The sequence below is a fragment of the Cupriavidus nantongensis genome, from assembly GCF_041726985.1.
In the GTDB taxonomy this organism is placed as follows: domain Bacteria; phylum Pseudomonadota; class Gammaproteobacteria; order Burkholderiales; family Burkholderiaceae; genus Cupriavidus; species Cupriavidus nantongensis_A.
On sequence record NZ_CP168303.1, the window covers coordinates 727,999 to 749,577 of the forward strand.

Annotated in this window: 14 protein-coding genes and 1 pseudogene; 6 read left to right on the top strand and 9 right to left on the bottom strand. The window is 69.5% G+C overall.

Going from position 1 to position 21,579, the window contains the following annotated elements:
• Positions 1-53 precede the first annotated feature (53 nt).
• Positions 54-5,927: an Hpt domain-containing protein gene (locus ACEI37_RS14435; protein WP_373379469.1), complete on the top strand. Its 5,874-nt coding sequence runs from the start codon at positions 54-56 to the stop codon at positions 5,925-5,927.
• 191 nt (positions 5,928-6,118) lie between these two features.
• Here the strand turns inward: ACEI37_RS14435 and ACEI37_RS14440 are convergent.
• The 5 genes and pseudogenes from ACEI37_RS14440 to ACEI37_RS14460 form a co-directional block, all read right to left on the bottom strand.
• Positions 6,119-6,442: pseudogene (locus ACEI37_RS14440) on the bottom strand (hypothetical protein); the annotation flags it as partial.
• A 686-nt stretch (positions 6,443-7,128) separates the two neighbouring features.
• The gene (locus ACEI37_RS14445; RefSeq protein ID WP_373379470.1) at positions 7,129-8,436 is read right to left on the bottom strand and encodes an MFS transporter; all 1,308 of its coding nucleotides are present in this window, start codon (positions 8,434-8,436) and stop codon (positions 7,129-7,131) included.
• Positions 8,437-8,524: 88 nt separating this feature from the next.
• Positions 8,525-9,283, bottom strand: coding sequence for an SDR family oxidoreductase (locus ACEI37_RS14450; protein WP_373379471.1), 759 nt, complete (start codon positions 9,281-9,283; stop codon positions 8,525-8,527).
• A 45-nt stretch (positions 9,284-9,328) separates the two neighbouring features.
• Complete coding sequence (locus tag ACEI37_RS14455; RefSeq protein ID WP_010813008.1) at positions 9,329-9,571, bottom strand: hypothetical protein; 243 nt, start codon at positions 9,569-9,571, stop codon at positions 9,329-9,331.
• Entirely contained in the window at positions 9,564-11,000 is a 1,437-nt protein-coding gene (locus ACEI37_RS14460) for an aldehyde dehydrogenase family protein (protein ID WP_373379472.1), read from the bottom strand. The genes ACEI37_RS14455 and ACEI37_RS14460 overlap by 8 nt, the downstream gene beginning before the upstream one ends.
• A gap of 214 nt (positions 11,001-11,214) precedes the next feature.
• Here ACEI37_RS14460 and ppa point away from each other — a divergent pair, with 214 nt between their 5' ends.
• On the top strand, positions 11,215-11,742 hold the full coding sequence (ppa, locus tag ACEI37_RS14465) for an inorganic diphosphatase (protein WP_012352043.1): 528 nt from the start codon (positions 11,215-11,217) through the stop codon (positions 11,740-11,742).
• Between the two features lie 134 nt (positions 11,743-11,876).
• On the top strand, positions 11,877-12,449 hold the full coding sequence (locus ACEI37_RS14470) for a cytochrome b (protein WP_373379473.1): 573 nt from the start codon (positions 11,877-11,879) through the stop codon (positions 12,447-12,449).
• Between the two features lie 12 nt (positions 12,450-12,461).
• On the opposite strand, the gene ACEI37_RS14475 is transcribed toward ACEI37_RS14470, so the two are convergent.
• A complete protein-coding gene (locus tag ACEI37_RS14475; RefSeq protein ID WP_373379474.1) occupies positions 12,462-13,703 on the bottom strand; it encodes a GNAT family N-acetyltransferase in 1,242 nt (413 codons plus the stop codon).
• A gap of 182 nt (positions 13,704-13,885) precedes the next feature.
• Here ACEI37_RS14475 and ACEI37_RS14480 point away from each other — a divergent pair, with 182 nt between their 5' ends.
• Complete coding sequence (locus ACEI37_RS14480) at positions 13,886-15,934, top strand: NAD(+) synthase (RefSeq protein WP_373379475.1); 2,049 nt, start codon at positions 13,886-13,888, stop codon at positions 15,932-15,934.
• Between the two features lie 246 nt (positions 15,935-16,180).
• Positions 16,181-16,519: a P-II family nitrogen regulator gene (gene glnK, locus ACEI37_RS14485; RefSeq protein ID WP_006162803.1), complete on the top strand. Its 339-nt coding sequence runs from the start codon at positions 16,181-16,183 to the stop codon at positions 16,517-16,519.
• A 75-nt stretch (positions 16,520-16,594) separates the two neighbouring features.
• Here the strand turns inward: glnK and ACEI37_RS14490 are convergent, their stop codons facing one another.
• The 3 genes from ACEI37_RS14490 to trxB form a co-directional block, all read right to left on the bottom strand.
• Positions 16,595-17,236: a trimeric intracellular cation channel family protein gene (locus tag ACEI37_RS14490; protein WP_373379476.1), complete on the bottom strand. Its 642-nt coding sequence runs from the start codon at positions 17,234-17,236 to the stop codon at positions 16,595-16,597.
• 12 nt (positions 17,237-17,248) lie between these two features.
• On the bottom strand, positions 17,249-17,923 hold the full coding sequence (locus tag ACEI37_RS14495; protein WP_373379477.1) for a Smr/MutS family protein: 675 nt from the start codon (positions 17,921-17,923) through the stop codon (positions 17,249-17,251).
• Between the two features lie 114 nt (positions 17,924-18,037).
• Positions 18,038-19,003: a thioredoxin-disulfide reductase gene (gene trxB / locus ACEI37_RS14500; RefSeq protein WP_111519057.1), complete on the bottom strand. Its 966-nt coding sequence runs from the start codon at positions 19,001-19,003 to the stop codon at positions 18,038-18,040.
• A 234-nt stretch (positions 19,004-19,237) separates the two neighbouring features.
• On the opposite strand from trxB, the gene ACEI37_RS14505 reads away from it, so the two are divergent.
• On the top strand, positions 19,238-21,574 hold the full coding sequence (locus tag ACEI37_RS14505) for a DNA translocase FtsK (RefSeq protein ID WP_373379478.1): 2,337 nt from the start codon (positions 19,238-19,240) through the stop codon (positions 21,572-21,574).
• Positions 21,575-21,579 lie beyond the last annotated feature (5 nt).

A 21,579-nucleotide genomic window follows, 5' to 3' on the forward strand; every position in this document is an offset into this window, starting at 1 on the left:
CGTTGCGGCGGGCGGCCTGCGGCTGCCTTGCCGGCGCCGCACTGGAAGCCGTCATGTCCCTGAATTCCCCGATCCCGCGCGACGCGGCCGCAGCCGGCATGCCGGCAGGCCCCGACGCCATGCCTGAACCCGAACCCGCCCCGTTGCCGGCCAGCGCGCAGCCATCGCCCGACGGCGGCGCCGCGCGTGACCTGTCCGGCCTGGCGTGGCTGGCGCCCAGCCTGCGCAGCGCGCTCGAAGACGCCGCCGCGGAGTTGGGCCACTATGTCGATGAAGTGCGCCAGGCGCCCGAGGCGCTGGGCGCGCGCGATACCACCTCGCTGCGCCTGGCCGGCCAGCACCTGCACCAGGCTGCCGGAGCGGTGCATATCGTCGGGCTGCGCGGAACCGATCCGTATTGCCAGGCGCTGCGCCGGCTGCTCGACGCCCTCGATGCCGGCACCGTTGCCGCCGGCCCCGAGGCGCTGGCGGTATTCCGCGCCGGCGTGCAGGCGCTGGCCGAATATGTCGACGACCTGATGGCCGGCGACGAAGAGGCCCCGCTGCGCCTGTTCCAGCCCTATGCGGCCGTGCTTGCCAGGCTGGGCGAGGAACGCGTGCATCCCGCCGATCTGTGGCTCGACGAGCTGCAGATGCTGCCTGGCATGCTGCTGCCCGCGCAGGGGCCGGCCGCGGTCACGCGCGCGCGCCAGCAGTTTGAATCGGCCTTGCTCAAGGCGCTGCGCCTGCCCACGCCATGCGCTGACGCGGCGCTGCTGCGCGAAGCCTGGCTGCCGCTGCACGCAGCGCTGGATGCACTGCGTGCCAACGAGCAGGAAGCGCGCCGCGCCGCCGACCATCCCGACCGCGGCGTCTGGCACGTGCTCGGGCTGGTGTGCCGCGCGCTGGCGCTGGGCCTGCTGCCATCGGACCTGCTGGCCAAGCGCTTTGCCGGCCGCGCCAACCTGCTGCTGCGACAGTACCAGCAGGGCCATGTGCGCGTGCCGCAGGCGCTGCTGAACGACGCGGTGTTCCTGCTGGTCTGCACCGGACTGGCCGAGGGCCGCGAGGATAGCGACAACGACGCGGTGGCGCTGCGCGCCGACATCGCGCGCACGCTGGCGGCGTTCCGCCTCGATGCCGCCCACGCGCAGGCCCATGCCGATTTCCGGCTGCGCTACTACGGCTGGCTCGACCCGATCGACACGCGCAACCTGCAGCAGGCCGCGGCCGGGCTGGAACGCGCCGCCGCCGCCGACCAGGCCGCGTGGGAGATCGCGCTGGCCGCACTGGCCGAGGCCGCGCAGCCGCTGGCGCAGCCGGCGCTGCAGCGTTGCCTGGCGCAGGCCGCGATGCCGGGGCGCGAGCGCGATGCGGGCGATGCGGGCGACGCGCTCGGCGCCGCCGGCATCGCGCTGTTCCTGTCGCGCGCGCTGGCGCTGCCGTGGCGCGTGCACGGACAATCCGCCCATCCGGCCGCGGCGCACTTTGCCGCGCAGTGCGGCGCGCTGGCCGCCTGCCTGGCGGACCCTGCCGCCGCCGCGCCGGCCTGGCTGGCGCGCATGGTGAACGAGGCGCGGGCCCAGGCGCAGCGCAGCGAAGCCGTGGCGCAACTGCGCGCGCAACTGGACAGTGGCGAATCCTGGCTCGACAGCTATGACCGCAATGCGGCGCGTCCCGACGGCGCCGCGCACCTGCGCGACGCACGCCAGGCCTTCGCCGCGCTGGCGGGCACGCTGGCGCAGCTGCAGGCGTCGCCGGCGCTGCCGGGCGTGCTGGCGGGTGATGCCGCGCAGGCCAGCGCTGCAGTGGAGGCCGTCAAGACAATGCTTGCCGATGAGGGCGAGCTTGCCGACGCCGGCGCGCGCGCGGCGCTGCTGCGCACGGTGGCCGCGGAACTGGGCGCGGTCCATGCGTTCGCCGATGCGCTCGAATTCGGCCGTGCCCGCCACGCCGAGGCATTGCCGGAGGTTGCGGCCGCGGGTGACGCGCACGCGCCGCAGGATCCGCTCGACGCGGCGCGCGCCGCCGTCGACGAAGCGCTGCGTGCCGGCGCCGTTGCCGACGCGCCGGCGGTGCAGCGGCTGCGTGCGGCGCTGCAGGCGCTGGCCGACCAGGCCGAGATCGACGACGATGCCGCGCTGCGCCGCCAGGCCGCCGATGCCGTCACGCAGTGCAACGCCTGGCTTGCCGGCAGCGACGACGCCGGCGCGCGCCTGGTGATGGCGCTCGCCGCGATCCCGGCGGAGCCCGCGCCGGTGCCGGCCGGCTCCGCCATGCCGTCCACGCCGTCCATGCCCGCGGCCGGCGACCACGCCGCCATCGATGCCGAGCTGCTGGACATCTTCCTGAACGAGGCCGACGAGGTGCTGGGCGGCATCGCCGGTGACCTTGGCGCCGGCGTCGAGGCACTGCGCGATGCCGACACACTCAGCCGGCTGCGGCGCGCGTTCCATACGCTCAAGGGCTCCAGCCGCATGGTCGGCCTGCATCGCTACGGCGAGGCGGCATGGGCGGTGGAGCAGGTGATGAACCTGTGGCTGGCCGAGGCGCGCGAGCCGGCGCCGGCGCTGCTGGCGCTGCTGCGCCGCGCGCATGCCGAACTGTCGGCATGGGTGGCGCGGCTGCACGGCGACGCCGCGGCATGGCACGACATCGCGCCGCTGGTGGCAGCCGCCGAGACGGTGCGCGATGCCGGCACTGGGCCGGAGATCGAGCCGGAGATCGAGCCGGCCGCGCCTGAGGTGGCTGGGGATGATGCGCGGAACGAGCATCCGGAGGCAGCCGCAACCGCGGACGCCGGCACGCCCGACGACAACGTGATCCCGTTCCGCCTGGCCGGTGGCCTGTCGGACGAGGACGATCACTACAAGGTCATCGGTCCGGTGCGCATCGGCCTGGCGCTATACAACGTCTACCTGCAGGAGGCCGATGGCCTGCTGCGTCAGTTCGCCACCGATATCTCCGAATGGCGGCATGAGGCCCATCCATGCCCGAGCGAGCTGGCACTGCGCGTCGCCCACACGCTGCAGGGCAGCGCGTCGACCGTGGGCCTGGAGCCGGTGCGCGAGATTGCCGAGGCGCTGGAAGCGTTGCTGCTGCAGCTGGGCTCGCATCCGGTGGCGATGCATGCGGGCGATTTCCGCTTGCTGGAGCAGGCCGCCGAGCGCATGCGCGGCATGCTGCACCAGTTTGCCGCCGGCATCTGGCCGCAGGCCGATGCCGCGTTGCGCCGCAGCCTGGTCGAGTTCGGCGAGCGCGCGCTGCTGCGCCCGCGCGTGGCGCTGCCCGCGCCGCCGCCGGCCGGGGCCGATGACGCAATGGCGCAAGTATTCGGCCGGCTGCCGGCCGCGGCACAGTCGGCACCCGACGTGCCGCCTGTCACTGCCCATGACGCGGTGGTGATCGCGCTGCCGACGGCGCCGCGCGCGCCCGAGGCGCCCGTCGCCGACGCCGCTACCGCACCGGATCCGGCGCTGGTGCAGATCTTCCTGGAAGAGGCGCAGGGCTCGCTGCCCGAGCTGGGCAAGCTGTTGCGCGGCTGGGAAGCCGCGCCCGACGACGCGCGCCATGGCGGGCTGGTGCTGCGCGCGCTGCATACGCTCAAGGGCAGCGCGCGCATGGCCGGCGCGATGGCGCTGGGACAGGCCGCGCACGAGATGGAGACGCTGCTTGACAGCACGCTGCGCGGGCAGGGCCAGCAGCCGGTTGCGCCAAAGGTGTTCGAGCGGCTCTACGCCTGGTACGACCGCATCCTGGCGCATGCCGAGGCCTTGCAGGCCGGCCGCCTGCTGCCGGCCGACGATGCCGATGTGGTCAACGGCCTGGCCGATCCGGAACCGGCGGCCGACGCCGCCACGACGCAGCCTGAAGCCGCCGAAGGGTCCGGCGATTCCACCGCAGCGGCGTCTGTGCCCGAATTGCCCGCGGTGCCCGGTCCGTCCGACGTGATGGTGCCGATGCCGCAGGCCGCTCCGCTGGCTCCCCTGGCATCGGCCGAGCCGCAGCGCGCCCTGGTGCGCGTGCAGGCTCGCGCGCTCGACACACTCATCAACGAGGCCGGCGAGGTCGGCGCCACGCGCGCGCGCCTGGACAGCGAGCTCGAGGCGATGCGCGCCTACCTGGGCGAACTGAACGACAACGTCGCGCGCCTGCGCGGCCAGCTGCGCGAGATCGAGATCCAGGCCGAATCGCAGATGGCGTCGCGCATTGCCGACGCGCAGCACAAGCAGGAATTCGACCCGCTCGAGTTCGACCGCTTTACGCGCTTCCAGGAACTGACGCGGATGATGGCCGAGTCGGTCAACGACGTCGCCACTGTCGAGCAGAACCTGCAGCGCGGCTTCGACCGCGCCGCCGGCGACCTGGCCGCGCAGGCACGGCTGACGCGCGGGCTGCAGCGCGGCCTGATGCAGGCGCGCATGGTGCAGTTCGACGCGCTGGCCGAGCGGCTCTACCGCGTCGCGCGGCAGGCCGCGGCCGAGACCGGCAAGGAAGTGCGGCTGCTGATCAAGGGCGGCACGGTGGAGATCGACCGCTCGGTACTGGACCGCATGGCCGGCCCGATCGAGCACCTGATCCGCAACGCGGTGGCGCACGGCATCGAGCCCGCCGCGCAGCGCCGCGCCGCGGGCAAGCCCGTCACCGGCGCGCTGACGCTGGAAGTGCAGCAGGAAGGCAACGAGGTGGTGCTGCATTTCATCGACGACGGCGGCGGGCTGGACCTGGCGCGCATCCGCGCGCGCGCGGTCGAGCGCCGGCTGCTGGCGCCGGACGACGACGCCAGCGAGGTACGCCTGACCGAGATGATCTTCACCCCCGGCTTTTCCACCGCGGAAGCGGTGTCCGAACTGGCCGGCCGCGGCGTGGGCATGGATGTGGTGCGGGCCGAGACCGTGGCGCTGGGCGGGCGCATCACGCTGGCGTCGCAGCCGGGGCAGGGCACTACCTTCACCGTGCACCTGCCGCTGACCACGGCCATCACGCAGGTGCTGGTGTTCGCGCTGGGCGCGCGCCGCTATGCGGTCCCCAGCGGCATGATCGACCAGGTGCAGCAACTGCGCGCGCCGGCGCTGCTGGACGCGTACAACCACGGGCGTGTTACCGTGGCCGGCGCCGAGGTGCCGTTCTTCTACTTCGGCGCGCTGCTGGAACAGGGCGAGGCCGCGCCCGCGGGGCGCAAGTACTCGCCGGTGGTGGTGGTGCGCAGCGGCGCCGAGCGCGTCGCCGTGCATGTCGACGACGTGGCCGGCAATCGCGAAGTGGTGGTCAAGCACATCGGCCCGCACCTGGCGCGGCTGGAGGGCATCGCCGGCGCGACCACGCTCGGCGATGGCGAGATCGTGCTGATCTATAACCCGGTGGTGCTGGCGCAGCGCTTCGTGCGCGAGCGCGGCCGCTCGCGGCCGCTCGATCCGCCGGCACTGCCGCAATCGACGCAGCAGCCGGCCGTCGCGCCGCAACCAGGCGCGGTCGCGGAACTGGCGCGCGACGGCACCGCGGAGCCGGTGGCCGGGCTGGCGACGCAGCCTACCGTGATGGTGGTCGACGATTCGCTGACCGTGCGCAAGGCCACCCAGCGCCTGCTGGGCCGCGCCGGCTACCACGTGGTGCTGGCGCGCGACGGCGTTGACGCGCTGAAGCAGCTGCAGGACGTGATGCCGGACGCGATGCTGGTCGATATCGAGATGCCGCATATGGATGGCTTCGACCTGACCCGCAACGTACGCTCCGACGCGCGCACCGCGCACCTGCCCCTGGTGATGATCACCTCGCGCACTGCCGACAAGCACCGCCGCTACGCCGAGGAAATCGGCGTCAACGTGTACCTGGGCAAGCCGTATAACGAGGATGAACTGCTGGGGACGCTGCACCGGCTGCTGGGTGAGCGGGCGGCGGGGACGGCGGGATCGGTGGCGCAGATGCTGGGGGATGGGCAGGCGGGGTGAGGGTTTGCTCCCCTCTCCCGCGCGCGGGAGAGGGGCCGGGGGTGAGGGCAGGCGGTAGCAACAGCGACCACCTTCACTTCGTTGATACTCCCGCCCTCACCCCGACCCTCTCCCGCAAGCGGGAGAGGGAGTACCCAAGCGGTCTTGCAAAGCGCATCTGTGCTTCAGCGCGCTAACCGTGCGTCAACGCCTTACCACCGCATCTGCGCATTCTTGCTGTTGGTGCTGACCGTCATGGTCTTGGTCCGCCCCTGGTACGTCGCACGCACGTTGTACGTGCCCGACGGCGCCTTCAACAGGCAACGCGGCCCGTCGGCGACAAAGCTCGCCACTTCCCTGCCGCCGCGCATCAGCTTGACGTCGACATCCGACAGGTACTCGCCGCGCGCGCCCTGCGTGAACAGCAGGCTCATGTTGTACTTGCGCGCCTGCGATTGCAGCGCGACCTGCTCGTCCTCGGCCACGCCGCCGCAGATATAGGACACCGGGCCGGCCTGGCGCTGCACCATCGCGTCGCGCGGCGGCGGCGGGGGCGGCACGGTCAGGGGCGGTTGGGGCTGCGACGGGGCTGCCACCGGCGGCGGCGCGGGCACCGCTGGTGGCGTGCCGGTGGGCGCGGGTAGCGGTGAAGCGGTTGGCGGCGGCGCCGCAGTGGCCGGCGCCGTTATGCCGGGCGCGGGCTGCGTGGCAGGCGGCATGGTGGCCGCTGGCGGCACTGTGGTGGAGGGCGGCACGGTGGCGGCCGGCGGCACGGTCGTGGCGGGCGGCGTGGTGACGCCCGGCGTCGGTACCATGGTGCCTGGCGCAGGGGCCGGTGCAGCAGTCGCTGGTGCGGCCGGGGTTGCCGGCGCGGGATTGGCATCGACCACGGGTGCCTGCGCATGGCTGGCGGCTGGCACCAGGGCCAGCAGCGCGACCACGCCGGCGCTTAGCGCGAGCACCAGGCGCTTGACGCGCGAGCGGCGTGCCAGGCGCGCTTCGACCACCTTCAGTGTACGGGTAGGGGCAAACGGGGGCAGTTGCGGCATCGTGGCCTCCTTGGCAAGCTTGAAAATCAGATGCCCCGGAGGACCCCGTCGGGATCACTCCGGGTGTCTCTTTTCCATGCTAGGGCCAAGGAACAGGCGACACTGCCGGGCGCGGTCCTACATCCGCGTCAGTCGACGGCGCATTCGCGCCGGCAAGCGGCGCGCGCGCGACTTCACTTCCGGCTCACCAGCCGCTTCGGTACCGACAGCGTCAGCGCGGCACCGACCACCAGGCACGCGGCCAGCAGGTACATGCCGGAATCGGTGCTGTGGGTCAGGTCCTTGAGCCAGCCCACCGCATACGGGCTGAGAAAGCCGGCGAGATTGCCGAGCGAGTTGATCAGCGCAATGCCCGCGGCCGCGCCGGTGCCGGCCAGGAACGCCGTGGGCAGGCTCCAGAACAGCGGCAGCGTGGTCAGGATGCCGATCGTCGCCAGCGTCAGCGCCACCATCGCCAGCGTGGTATCGCCGTGCCATTGCACCGACAGCAGCAGCCCGAGCGCGCCCGCCAGCGCCGGCACCGCGATATGCCAGCGGCGCTCGCCGCTGCGGTCGGCGCTGTACGCCACCAGCACCATGCCGACCACCGCGCAGCCATAGGGGATGGCGGTCAGCAGGCCGATATCGAGCGCGCCCTTGACGCCGGTCTGCTTGATGATGGTCGGCAGCCAGAAGCTGACGCCGTACAGGCCCATGACGAAGCAGAAGTAGATCGCGCTCATCAGCCACACGCGCGGGCTGGACATGACGGTGCGGATCGGCGGGTCTTCCTTGTGCGCGTCCTCGCTGGCGATATTGCGCTCCAGCAGCGCCTTCTCTTCGGCCGACAGCCATTTGGCGTGGGCGATGCGGTCATCCAGGTAGGCCAGCACCCACAGCCCCACCAGGATCGACGGAATGCCTTCCAGCAGGAACATCCACTGCCAGCCGGCCCAGCCGTTGTGGCCGTTGAACGACTGCATGATCCAGCCCGACAGCGGCCCGCCGATCACGCCCGACAGCGCGATCGCGGTCATGAAGAAGGTGGTGGTGCGCCCGCGGCGGTTGGCCGGGTACCAGTAGGTCAGGTACAGGATGATGCCGGGGAAGAAGCCGGCCTCGGCAATGCCCAGCAGGAAGCGCAGCACGTAGAACATGGTCGGCGTGGTGACGAACATCATCGCCGCCGAGATCGCGCCCCAGGTAATCATGATGCGCGCGATCCAGATCCGTGCGCCGACCTTGTGCAGGATCACGTTGCTGGGCACTTCGAACAGGAAGTAGCCGATGAAGAAGATGCCGGCGCCCAGGCCGTAGACCGTCTCGCTGAACTGCAGGTCGTTCAGCATCTGCAGCTTGGCGAAGCCCACGTTGACGCGGTCCAGGTAGGCCACCACGTAGCACAGCAGCAGGAAGGGCACCAGGCGCCAGCTGACCTTGCGGTAGGTGGCGTCTTCAAAGGCGGCGTCGCTGACGCCGGGGTTCACTGCGGTCGTTGTCATGCTGTCTCCTGAGGAAATGCGTTTCTGTGTGACGCGTTCTTACAGCTACGGTACGACTGGGCAAGCAGAAGGACGAAAGCGCGCGTATTCAGACGCAGCGGCCGCCGTCCACTTCGATGCAGGTGCCCGTGATGAAGGCCGCTTCGTCCGAGGCCAGGTACAGGCAGGCGTTGGCCACGTCCTGCGGCGTCGACATGCGCCCCATCGGGATGGTGGCGAGGAATTTTGCGCGGTTCTCGGGCGTGTCGGGCATGCCCATGAATTCCTCGAGCAGCGCGGTGGCGCCGATCACCGGGTTGACGCAGTTGACGCGGATATTGTCCGGGCCCAGCTCCGCGGCCATGGCCTTGCTGGCGGTGATCACCGCGCCCTTGCTGCCGTTGTACCAGACCAGCCCCGGACGCGGCCGGATGCCGGCGGTGGAAGCGATGTTGACGAACACGCCGCCGCCGCGCCGACGGAAATGCGGGACGAACGCGCGCGCCGACCAGTAGATGCTCTTGACGTTGACGGCGTAGACGCGGTCGAACTCGTCTTCGGTAACTTCCAGGATGGGCTTGTTGCGATGGGTAGTGCCGGCGTTATTGACCACGATATGCACGTCGCCGAAGACCGCAAGGGCGGCTTCGCGCATGGCCTCGGTGTCGGCTTCGCGCGAGACATCGGCGCGCACCGCGCGGGCGCGCCCGCCGGCGTCGCGGATCGCCGCGGCGACGCGCTCGGCGGCATCCTCGCGCAGGTCGGCCACCACCACGTTGGCGCCTTCGCGCGCAAAGGTATGGGCAATGCCTTCGCCGAAGCCGGAACCGCCGCCGGTGACGATCGCTACCTTGTTGGCCAGTCTCATGGCTTGTCTCCTCAGTGTTTTGGTGATGTTCGGTGCAGGGCGGGGCTAGTGCGAAAACGGCCCGCGCCCCCTCAGGGCATTCGCCACCATCATCAGCGCCAGCAGGAACGGCAGCGCGACATACAGGCACCAGTGCACGCGGTCGCCGACCACGTCGCCCCACTTGCGCTTGAACACCTGCAGCCGCGGCATGCCGGAAGGATTGGTGGCGCGCTTGTTCCGCACATGCCAGGCCATCCAGAAAAAGAAGATGGCGAAGGCGACCGACAGGAAATTGATGTTACCCATGTTGAATGGCGATGGTTTTCAGGGTGGTGAATCCGTACAGGGCCTCGAAGCCTTTCTCGCGGCCATAGCCGGACTGGCCGCTGCCGCCGAAGGGCAGCTCCACGCCGCCGCCGGCGCCGTAGTTGTTGATAAAGACCTGGCCCGCGCGCAGCTTGTGCGCCAGGCGTAGCTGGCGCCCGCCGTCGCGGGTCCAGACCCCGGCCACCAGCCCGTAGGGCGTGCCGTTGGCCAGCGCGATGGCTTCGGCCTCGGTGTCGAACGGCATCGCTGCCAGCAGCGGGCCAAACACTTCCTCCTGTGCCAGCCGGTGCGCGGGCGGCACGTCGCGGAACAGCATCGGCACCTGGTAGTAGCCGGCCTCGGGCGCCTCGGCCACGATCTGGCCCTGCGCCATCACCGCCACGCCGGCGTGCTGGGCGTCCGAGACGAAGTCCCAAACGCGCTGCTGCTGCTTGCGGCTGATCAGCGGGCCGCATTCCAGGTCAAGCTCGGACGGGCCTACACGCAGCGATTCGAATACCGAGGCCAGCCGGTCCAGCAGCAGGTCATAGACCGGTCGCTCCACCAGCAGGCGGCTGCCGGCCGAGCAGGTCTGGCCGGCGTTCTGCACGATGCCGTTGACCACCACCGGCACCAGCGCATCGAGGTCGGCATCGGCAAACACGATCTGCGGCGACTTGCCGCCTAGCTCCAGCGTCACCGGCACGTGGTTCTCGGCGGCCAGTTGCGACACCAGCTTGCCGGTCTGGGGCGAGCCGGTGAACGAGATGTGGTGGATGCCGGGATGGCGCGCCAGCGCGGCGCCGGCCTCGTGGCCGTAGCCGGTGATGAGGTTGAGCGCGCCTTCGGGCAGGCCGGCCTCGGCGGCAATCTCGGCCACGCGCAGCAGCGACAGGCAGGCATCCTCGGCCGGCTTGACCACGCAGGCGTTGCCCGCGGCCAGCGCGGCGCCGACGCTGCGCCCGAAGATCTGCAGCGGGTAGTTCCACGGGATGATGTGGCCGGTCACGCCGTGCGGCTCGCGCACCGTCAGCACGGTGTAGCCGGGGTTGTAGGGAATGGTCTGGCCGTGCAGCTTGTCGACCGCGCCGGCGTAGAACTCGAAGTAGCGCGCCACCGCGCGGGCGTCGGCGCGCGCCTGGCGCAGCGGCTTGCCGGTGTCGCGGGCCTCGAGCGCGGCCAGTTCTTCCTCGTGGGCGATCAGCGCCACGGCGACGCGGTTGAGCAGGCGCACCCGCTCGGCCGGGGCCATCTGGCCCCAGGCGCCGTCGGCGGCCTGGCGTGCCGCATGGACGGCGACGTTGATATCGGTGGCGTTGCCGCGCGCAATCTCGGCGAAGGGCTCGCCGTTGGACGGATCGAAGACCTTGATGCGCAGGCCGTTGTCGGGCGCGATCAGGCGGTTGGCGACGAAGTGCTGGGCGTGCATGGTTGGCTCCGGGGCAGCATTGGGGGCAGCAGGGGCTGCGGCTATTCAGTGTCGGCTGAAGAATGCGCCATTATCGCCGACGCCGGCGTCGCTGCAACGCGTTGCAGCGGGCTGGGGAAGCCACGACGGGCGGCGGCTTGTCAGCAACCGGTCAGGCGCGAGCCGCTATAATGCCCGCCATCCGACAACACAGCGCAGGCATCTGGAGAACCGCATGAGCTTCAACCTCGTATCCCCGGGCAAGGACATCCCCAACGATTTCAACGTCATCATCGAGATCTCGGCCCAGAGCGATCCGGTGAAGTACGAGGCCGACAAGGAAACCGGCCTGCTGTTCGTCGACCGCTTCATCGGCACCGGCATGCGCTATCCGGCCAACTACGGCTACATCCCGCAGACGCTGTCGGGCGATGGCGACCCGGTCGACGTGCTGGTGCTGTCGCCGTTCCCGATCCTCGCCGGCGCCGTGGTGCGCTGCCGCGCACTCGGCATGCTGAAGATGACCGACGAGTCCGGCGTCGACGCCAAGCTGGTCGCTGTGCCGGTCGACAAGCTGTCGCCGGCCACCGCCTACATGAAGGGCCTGTCCGACGTGCCGCAAAACCTGCTGGACCAGATCAAGCACTTCTTTGAGCACTACAAGGCACTGGAAGCCGGCAAGTGGGTCAAGGTCGAAGGCTGGGCCGGCATCGAGGAAGCCCACAAGGAAATCACCGACGGCGTCGCCAACTACAAGAAGTAAGCTGAACGCTCGCTGAACAAGCACCCTGCAGCCCCGCTTAGGCGGGGTTTTTTATTGCCGTGTGCTTGATGCGCGTTAGCACCCGGCCAGGTGGCGTGCGCTACGCTGGGCGGGTACTGACAACAGGAGTCCCCATGCAACCCGTGACCGAAATCCAGGCATCGCCGCACACCCTGCCGTCGTCGCGCCGCTATGACCGGCTGGCGGTGTCCTTCCATTGGGCGGTGTTCGTGCTGGTGGCGCTGGCCTATGCCGCGATCGAGCTGAAGGGCAGCTTCGCCAGGGGCACGCCGCCGCGCGCGCTGGCCATGGCGGTGCATGAATGGGCCGGCGCGCTGGTGCTGGTGCTGGCCCTGCCGCGCCTGCTGTGGCGCCTGCTGCGCGGCGCGCCCGCGCCAGAGCCGGGCGCGCGCTGGATGCAGCTGGCCGGCGCGGCCATGCACTGGGTGCTGTACCTGTTCATCCTGGCCCAGCCGTTGCTGGGCCTGCTGGCGATGAATGCCGGCGGCCATCTGCTGGCGCTGCCGGCACTGGGCATCGAAGTGCCGGCACTGGTCGCACCCGATCCGGCGCTGAAGGACAGCGTCAAGGACCTCCACGAAACCCTGGGCACCGCGTTCTACCTGGTCATCGGCCTGCACGCGATGGCATCGCTGTTTCATCACTACATGCTGGGCGACGACACGCTGCGGCGCATGTGGCGCTGAGCGACGCAGGCGTCAGGCGCGCGCGAACGGGTTGCGTTCGCCCAGCTCGTCCAGGTAGGCGTCGATGCCCTGGCGCTCGCGCGCCAGGAAGCGCTCGACGGCATCGGCGAAGGCCGGGTGCGCGAGCCAGTGGGCAGAGCGCGTGGCCACCGGCAGGAAGCCGCGCGCCATCTTGTGCTCGCCCTGCGCGCCGCCCTCGAAGGTGCCGATGCCATGCTCGATGCAGAACTCGAGCGGCTGGTAGTACGCGGTCTCGAAATGCAGGCAGGGGTGGTATTCCAGCGCGCCCCAGTAGCGCCCGTAGAGCGTGCTGACTTCCGGCGCCGCGTCGTAGACCAGCAGCGAGCTGGCGATGGGCTGGCCCGCGCGCTCGGCGATCACCAGCAGCAGGTGCTGCGGCATGGCGGCGCCGATGCGGCGGAAGAAGTCCAGGTTCAGGTAGGGCGTGGAATGGTGCTCGCGGTAGGTCTGGCGATAGCAGCGGTTGAAGAACTTCCACGCCTCGTCGTCGATCTCGGCACCGCGCAGGCGGCGGAAGGTGATGCCGGCCTGCGCCACCTGACGGCGCTCGGCGCGGATGTTCTTGCGCTTCTTCTGCGACAGCGTGGCGAGGAAGTCGTCGAAGCTGCCGTAGCCGTCATTGGTCCAGTGGAACTGCACGCCGTGCCGCATCAGCATGCCGGCCTGCGCCATCAGCGCGGCCTCGGCCTCGTCCGGAAACAGGATGTGCAGCGACGACATCTGGCTGTCGGCGGCGAGCGCCAGCGCCACCTGCAGCAGCAGCCGGCGCGCCTCGGCGTCTTCGGCCAGCAGCCGCGCGCCGCGTACCGGCGTGAACGGGATCGCCGCCAGCCACTTGGGGTAGTACTCGATGCCGTTGCGCGCATAGGCGTCGGCCCAGGCCCAATCGAAGACATACTCGCCATAGGAATGCGCCTTGGCGTATAGCGGCATGGCGGCGGCGAGCCGTTGCGGGCGGCCGGCCGAGGGCGGCGCCCATAGGGTCAGGTAGCGCGGATGCCATCCGGTGTCCGGGCATGCGCTGCCGCTGGCGTGCAGCGCATGCAGGAAGGCGTGCTTGAGGAAGGGCGTGGCGTCGGCGTGGCGGGCCACCAGGGCGTCCCAGGCGGCGGCATCGATCTGGCCCAGGTCGGAGACGATCTCCGTACGGTATTGCGGGGCGGCGTCGCCCGCTTCGCTGCGCGTTTGCCGTGCCGGCTGGCCCTGCCCGGGCACGCATGGTTCAGACTGCATTGCACCAGTTCCCTCTGTGGACCGGTCGAGTCTACCGGAAACCCCGCGCCGGAGTTGGCGTCGTAAAATGGAGCATCCTGGTCAATAGTGCTTTCGCAGGCATCCACGGATGCCGCGGGCGACCCGCACGCTTGCGGCTGGTCCAACGGCCCACCGCACGACTCCCAACACCAAGGCCCGATATGAAAAACCTGTTTTTCAACCTGTATTCGCATGGCTTTGCGCGCGTCGCGGTGGGCGTGCCGGTCTGCCGCGTGGCCGACCCGGCCTTCAACGCCAACGAGACCATTGCCCTGGCGACGCAGGCGGCGCAGCGCGGCGCCGTGCTGGTCGCGTTCCCGGAGCTGGGGCTGTCGGCCTACACCTGCGACGACCTGTTCCACCAGCGCGCGCTGCTGGATGCCTGCCAGGCGGCGCTGGCCACCATCGTCGAGGCCTCGCGCAAGCTGCCGGCGGCACTGGTGGTGGGCATGCCGCTGCGGGTCGAGCATCAGCTCTTCAACTGCGCCGTGGTGGTGGCGCGAGGGCGCATCCAGGGCGTGGTGCCCAAGACCTACCTGCCCAACTACTGGGAGTTCTATGAGGCGCGGCAGTTCAGCGCCGCCGACAACGCCGCGGTCGATTCGATCGAACTGCTGGGCCAGCAGGTGCCGTTCGGCGCCGGCCTGCTGTTCGAGCTCGAAGACATCCCCGACTTCCGCTTCCACGCCGAAATCTGCGAGGACGTATGGGTGCCGATTCCGCCGTCGTCGTTCGCGGCGCTGGCCGGGGCCACCGTGCTGGTCAACCTGTCGGCATCGAATATCGTGGTGGGCAAGTCGGGCTACCGGCACCAGCTGGTGTCCCAGCAGTCGGCGCGCTGCCTGGCGGCCTACCTGTACACCTCGGCCGGCAAGGGCGAGTCGTCCACCGACCTGGCCTGGGACGGCCAGGCGCTGATCTGCGAGAACGGCGAGCTGCTGGCCGAGTCCGAGCGCTTTGCCGACACCTCGCACCTGCTGTTCGCCGATATCGACGTCGAGCGGCTGTCGCGAGAGCGCATGCACCAGGTCACCTTCGGCCACTCGGTGCGGCGGCACAAGGCCGAGGTGGACCAGTTCCGCGTGGTCCGCTTCCCGCTCGACCTGACGCTGGAGAAGTCGCTGCCGCTGGAGCGCAACGTGGCGCGCTTCCCTTACGTGCCGGCCGATCCGCGTCAGCGCGACGAACGCTGCATGGAGGTCTACAACATCCAGGTGCAGGCGCTGGTGCAGCGGCTGTCGGCGAGCAAGATCAGCAAGGTCGTGATCGGCGTCTCGGGGGGGCTGGATTCCACCCACGCGCTGCTGGTGTGCGCCAAGGCGATGGACCGGCTGGGCCTGCCGCGCGCCAATATCCTTGCCTACACCATGCCGGGCTTTGCCACCAGCGGCCGCACGCTGCAGCAGGCGCGCCAGCTGATGCAGGTGGTGGGCTGCAGCGCGACCGAGATCGATATCCGGCCGTCGTGCCTGGCTATGCTGAAGGACCTGGGCCACCCCTATGCCGCCGGTGAAAAGGTCTACGACGTGACCTTCGAGAACGTGCAGGCGGGCGAGCGCACCAACCACCTGTTCCGGCTGGCCAACTACAACCATGCCATCGTGATCGGCACCGGCGACCTGAGCGAGCTGGCGCTGGGCTGGTGCACCTATGGCGTGGGCGACCACATGTCGCACTACAACGTCAACGCCAGCGTGCCCAAGACGCTGATCTCGCACCTGGTGCGCTGGGTCGCCGAGACCGGGCAGGTGGGCGAGGGTGGCTCCGACGTGCTGCTGGCGGTGCTCGATACCGACATCAGCCCGGAGCTGATTCCCGGCGACAGCAACCACGGCCCCGAGCAGAAGACCGAAAGCACCATCGGCCCGTACGAGCTGCAGGACTTCAACCTCTACTACACGCTGCGCTTCGGCTTTGCCCCGTCGAAGATTGCCTTCCTGGCGCAGCATGCCTGGGGCGACCGCGAGCGCGGCATCTGGCCCAACGGCCCGCATGTGGTGCGCAAGCAGTACGGCCTGCCCGACATCAAGCGCAACCTGGCGATCTTCCTGGACCGCTTCTTCCGCACCAGCCAGTTCAAGCGCTCGTGCGTGCCAAATGCGCCCAAGGTCGGCTCGGGTGGCTCTCTGTCGCCGCGCGGCGACTGGCGCGCGCCCAGTGATTCGGAGTCGGTGGTGTGGCTGGCGGATCTGGAGAAGGTGCCGGACTGAGCGCCGGGCCCGGTTGACTTGGCGCTGGAGTGCCGGTTTATGCACAGGTTCTCCAGCGGCTGCCCACAGGGTTATCCACAGGCGCGAACGGCTCCGGATGCGCGCCAGCCCACGCAATGGCCGCGCCGGCCGTGGCGCTGGCGGAAATGCAAGCGCGCAAGGGCTGTTAAAATGCCCTCCGGAGAGCGCCGCGTCCGCGGCGATGCGCCGCCAGGCGCGTGAACAAACGATAAACAGGGGCCAGTCATGAAGCAGATTACCGCCATCATCAAACCGTTCAAGCTCGACGAGGTGCGTGAAGCCCTGGCTGACGTCGGCGTGACCGGGCTGACGGTGACCGAAGTAAAGGGATTTGGCCGCCAGAAAGGGCATACCGAGCTGTACCGCGGCGCCGAGTACGTGGTCGACTTCCTGCCCAAGATCAAGATCGAAGTAGTGGTGGCCGAGAACCAGCTCGATACCGTGCTGGACGCCATCGTCAAAGCCGCCCACACCGGCAAGATCGGCGACGGCAAGATCTTCGTCACGGAAATCGAGCGTGTAATCCGCATCCGCACCGGTGAGCAGGACGAAGCCGCGGTCTGAGTCATCGACCAGATCCAAGCGAAACGCCGCCTTGCAGGGCGGCGTTTTCATTGGCGGGTACGCCTTGGCCGCCGCTCAGCTGGGCAGCTTCCAGCCATAGCGCACCGACGCCAGGCGCATGGCGATGATCGCCAGCGCGCCGGTCAGCAGCGCCGCCTCCTGGTGCACCTCGACCCAGGTCAGGCCGATATAGATCCAGCAGCCGATGAACGAGCAGGTGGCATAGGGCGAGCGGTCGCGCAGGATCATCGGCACTTCATTGCACAGCACGTCGCGCACCACGCCGCCGAACACGGCCGAGATGATGCCCATCATGACCGCCACGGTGGGCGTCATCTGCGCCACCAGCGCCAGCGAGGCGCCGGTCACCGAGAACAGCCCGAGCCCGATGGCGTCGGCCACGATCATGGCCCGGTCCGAGGCCACCCGGCTGACCACGCGCAGCACGAACGACGCGCCGAACGACATCGCGAAGATCAGCAGCACATAGCCTTCATGGTCGACCCAGTAGAACGGGCGCCGGTCGAGCAGCACGTCGCGCACGGTGCCGCCGCCGAAGGCGGTGGCAAACGCCACCACGAAGGTGCCGACCACGTCCAGGCGCTGCTTGCGCGCGTCGACCACGCCCGAAACCGCGAAGGCGAGCACGCCGATCACCTCCATGATGTGGAGGATCAGGGGCAGCCGCCCCATCAGCAACTCGAGCGGAAGATGCATCCGGGCGCGGCGTCAGGCGCGCGGCTGGCGCAGCAGCACCATCAGCGCGCCGGCGCCGCCTTCGGCCTCGCGCGCCTGCACGAAGGCCAGCACTTCCTCCTTCTGCACCAGCCAGCTGCGCACCTTGCCCTTGAGCACCGGCAGCTTGTCGGGCGAGCCCAGGCCCTTGCCGTGGATCACGCGCACGCAACGCACGCCGTTGCGCACCGAGCGGCGCAGGAACTCGGCCAGCGCCTCGCGCGCCTCGTCGCTGCGCAGGCCGTGCAGGTCGACCTTGTCCTGCGGCACCCATTCGCCGCGGCGCAGCTTGCGCACCACGTCCATGCCGATGCCGGGGCGGCGGAACGAAAGCGTCTCGTCGGTCTCGAGCAGGCTTTCGACATCGAACTCGTCCGACAGCGACGCCTGCAGCACCGCCTGGTCGTTACGCTGCGACTGCACCGGCACGGGCGCGGGCTTGCTGGGGGGATGGTGGGCGCGGTTGCGGTCGCGCAGCTGGCTGACCTGGCCCACGCTGGTGCGGAACACATCGGCTTCGGCGCGGGCCCGTTCGGCCGCCTGCTCGGCGGCGAGGCGCTCGGCTTCGCGGCGCTCGGTCTCGGCCTTGAGAGTGTCGCGCAGCCTGGCAAGGTCGTTCAGGCCGAGGCGTTGGGGCGGTCGGTCGGGTTTGCGGGCGCCGTGCGTCATTGAAAAAAATCTCCGGAGGCTCGGCGCCGATTATATCGACTGGCGGGGCCCCGGGCGGGCCCGCGCCCGTGTGACGCGCCGGCGGCGGTGATGAGCGGCCGGCGGAGGGGTTGCTTACTTCAGGGCTTCGACGAAGCGCTGCGCGTCCAGCGCGGCCATGCAGCCGGTGCCGGCGCTGGTAATGGCCTGGCGGTAGACGTGGTCCTGCACGTCGCCGGCGGCGAACACGCCCGGCACGCTGGTGGCGGTGGCATCGCCCTGCAGGCCCGACTTGGTCACCAGGTAGCCGTTTTCCATGGCCAGCTGGCCGGTGAACAGGTCGGTGTTGGGCTTGTGGCCGATGGCGATAAAGACGCCGGCCAGCTTCAGGTCTTCGGTCTGCCCGGTCTTGGTGCCGCGCACGCGGATGCCGGTCACGCCGGACTCGTCGCCCAGCACTTCGTCCAGCACGCTGTCGTAGCGGATCACCACGCGGCCTTCCTTCTCGCGCTGCAGCAGGCGGTCGACCAGGATCGGCTCGGCGCGGAAGCTGTCGCGGCGGTGAATCACGGTGACCTTGCTGGCGATATGCGACAGGTACAGCGCTTCTTCGACGGCGGTATTGCCGCCGCCGACCACGGCCACTTCCTGGTTCTTGTAGAAGAAGCCATCGCAGGTGGCGCAGGCCGACACGCCGCGGCCCATGAACGATTCTTCGGACGGCAGGCCCAGGTACTGGGCCGAGGCGCCGGTGGCGATGATCAGCGCGTCGCAGGTATATTCGCCGGCGTCGCCGATCAGCGTGAACGGGCGGGCCGGCTGGCCGTGCTCGTCGACCAGCTTGGCGGTATGGATGTGATCGAAGATGATTTCGGTCTTGAATTCCTCGGCGTGCGCCAGCAGGCGCTGCATCAGCTCGGGGCCCTGCACGCCCTTGGCATCGCCCGGCCAGTTCTCGACGTCGGTGGTGGTCATCAGCTGGCCACCCTGGGCCAGGCCGGTGATCAGCACCGGTTCCAGGTTGGCGCGGGCCGCGTAGACCGCGGCGGTGTAGCCGGCGGGACCGGAACCGAGAATCAGCACTTTTGCGTGTTTTGCCATGATGCGTTCCTGTGGCCGGTGCCGCATGGTGCGCACCGGCATTGCTCGAAAGCGACATTATAAGAGGAGCCGCATTTGCTCACTGTTGCAAATTCCAATGGGTGCGATAGTCTCGGGCCACGTTAAAATGGCCGCCACGATGCCTGTCCGTCACCCGGCTAACCAGCGCCGTCCGCCGGCGGCATCGGTCCGAAACCGATCCGGAATCCCCTAACACGCGAGTTTCAACCAGGCATGGCCCGAGCTACCACGACCACCCGCACCGATCCCTCAGCCTTGCCATCCCGCATCGGCAAACTGCTGGGCGAGGTCCGCTGGTTCCTGCTGCTGGCCGTCACGCTGGGTTTCCTGTGCGTGCTGGCCAGCTACAGCAAGACCGATCCCGGCTGGTCCCATGCCAACCAGGTGGCCGATATCCATAACCTGGGCGGCCGCGTCGGCGCCTGGGTGGCGGATGTGCTGTTCTTCATCTTCGGCTTTTCCGCCTACTGGCTGGCGGTGCTGCTGGTGCGCCGCTGCTGGCGCGGCTGGCGCACGCTGACCGCCGAGCTGCCCGAGCGCACCGACCACGGCCTGCACCGCCAGGGCGTCACCGTCAGCTGGATCGGCTTCGCGCTGACACTGTTTTCCAGCATGGGCCTGGAGGCGATCCGCATGTACCCGCTGCGCGCCGCGCTGCCGCGCGCGCCCGGCGGGGTGCTGGGCGACCTGCTCGGCGGCTGGCTGCAGGTGGCGCTGGGCTTTACCGGCGCAACCCTGCTGCTGTTGCTGCTGCTGGCGATCGGGCTGTCGCTGTTCTTCCATTTCTCGTGGCTCTCCGTGGCCGAGCAGATCGGCGGCTTTGTCGAGACCCTGTTCCTGGGCTTCAAGGCCCGCCGCGAGAGTAAGCAGGACCGCATCATCGGCGAGGCTGCCAAGACCGAGCGCAAGGAAACCGTCGAGGTCCAGCGCGTGCGCATCGAAGAGGCGGCGCCGGTGCAGATCGTGCGCCCCCAGGCCGTGCCCAAGCACGAGCGCGTCGAGCGCGAGAAGCAGCAGCCGCTGTTCGCCGATATCCAGGACTCGGACCTGCCGCCGCTGTCGCTGCTGGACCCGATCCCGCCGCACCAGGAAACCGTCAGCGCCGAAACCCTCGAATTCACCTCGCGCCTGATCGAGAAAAAGCTCAAGGACTTCGGGGTCGAGGTCAAGGTGGTGGCGGCCTACCCGGGCCCGGTCATCACCCGGTACGAGATCGAGCCCGCCACCGGGGTCAAGGGCAGCCAGGTGGTGAACCTGGCGCGCGACCTGGCGCGTTCGCTGTCGCTGGTGTCGATCCGCGTGGTCGAGACCATCCCCGGCAAGAACTACATGGGGCTGGAGCTGCCCAACCCGAAGCGCCAGACCGTGCGGCTGTCGGAAATCCTGGGCTCGCAGGTCTACAACGAGAGCGCGTCCAGCCTGACCATGGCGCTGGGCAAGGACATTGCCGGCAAGCCGATGGTGGCCGACCTGGCGCGCATGCCGCACTGCATGGTGGCCGGCACCACCGGCTCGGGCAAGTCGGTGGGCATCAACGCGATGATCCTGTCGCTGCTGTACAAGGCCAAGCCCGAAAGCGTGCGCCTGATCCTGATCGACCCGAAGATGCTTGAAATGAGCGTCTACGAAGGCATCCCGCACCTGCTGTGCCCGGTGGTGACCGACATGCGCCAGGCCGGCAACGCGTTGAACTGGGCCGTCGGCGAGATGGAGCGCCGCTACAAGCTGATGAGCAAGCTGGGCGTGCGCAACCTGGCCGGCTACAACAAGAAGATCGACGAGGCCGCGGCGAAGGAAGAGAAGATCCCGAACCCGTTCAGCCTGACCCCGGACGCGCCGGAGCCGCTGGACAAGCTGCCCACCATCGTCATCGTCATCGACGAGCTGGCCGACCTGATGATGGTGGTTGGCAAAAAGGTGGAAGAGCTGATCGCGCGCATCGCGCAGAAGGCTCGCGCCGCCGGCCTGCACCTGGTGCTGGCCACGCAGCGCCCGTCGGTGGACGTGATCACCGGCCTGATCAAGGCCAACGTGCCGACCCGGATCGCATTCCAGGTCAGCAGCAAGATCGATTCGCGCACCATCCTCGACCAGCAGGGCGCCGAAACGCTGCTGGGCATGGGCGACATGCTCTACCTGGCGCCTGGCACTGGCCTGCCGGTGCGCGTGCACGGCGCCTTTGTCTCGGACGAGGAAGTCCACCGCGTGGTGGAAAAACTCAAGGAGTCGGGCGAGGCCAACTACATCGAGGGCATCCTGGAAGGCGGCCTGACCGATGACGGCGGCGGTGGCGATGGTTTCGGCGGCGGCGCCGGCATCGGTGGTGGTGGCGGCGAAGCCGATCCGCTGTACGACCAGGCGGTCGAGGTGGTGCTGAAGAACCGGCGCGCGTCGATCTCGCTGGTGCAGCGCCACCTGCGCATCGGCTACAACCGCGCCGCGCGGCTGCTCGAGGACATGGAGAAGGCCGGGCTGGTCTCGGCCATGTCGGGCAACGGCAACCGCGACATCCTGGTGCAGGGTGGCGGCGCCGCGAGGGAAGATGACTGAGCGCC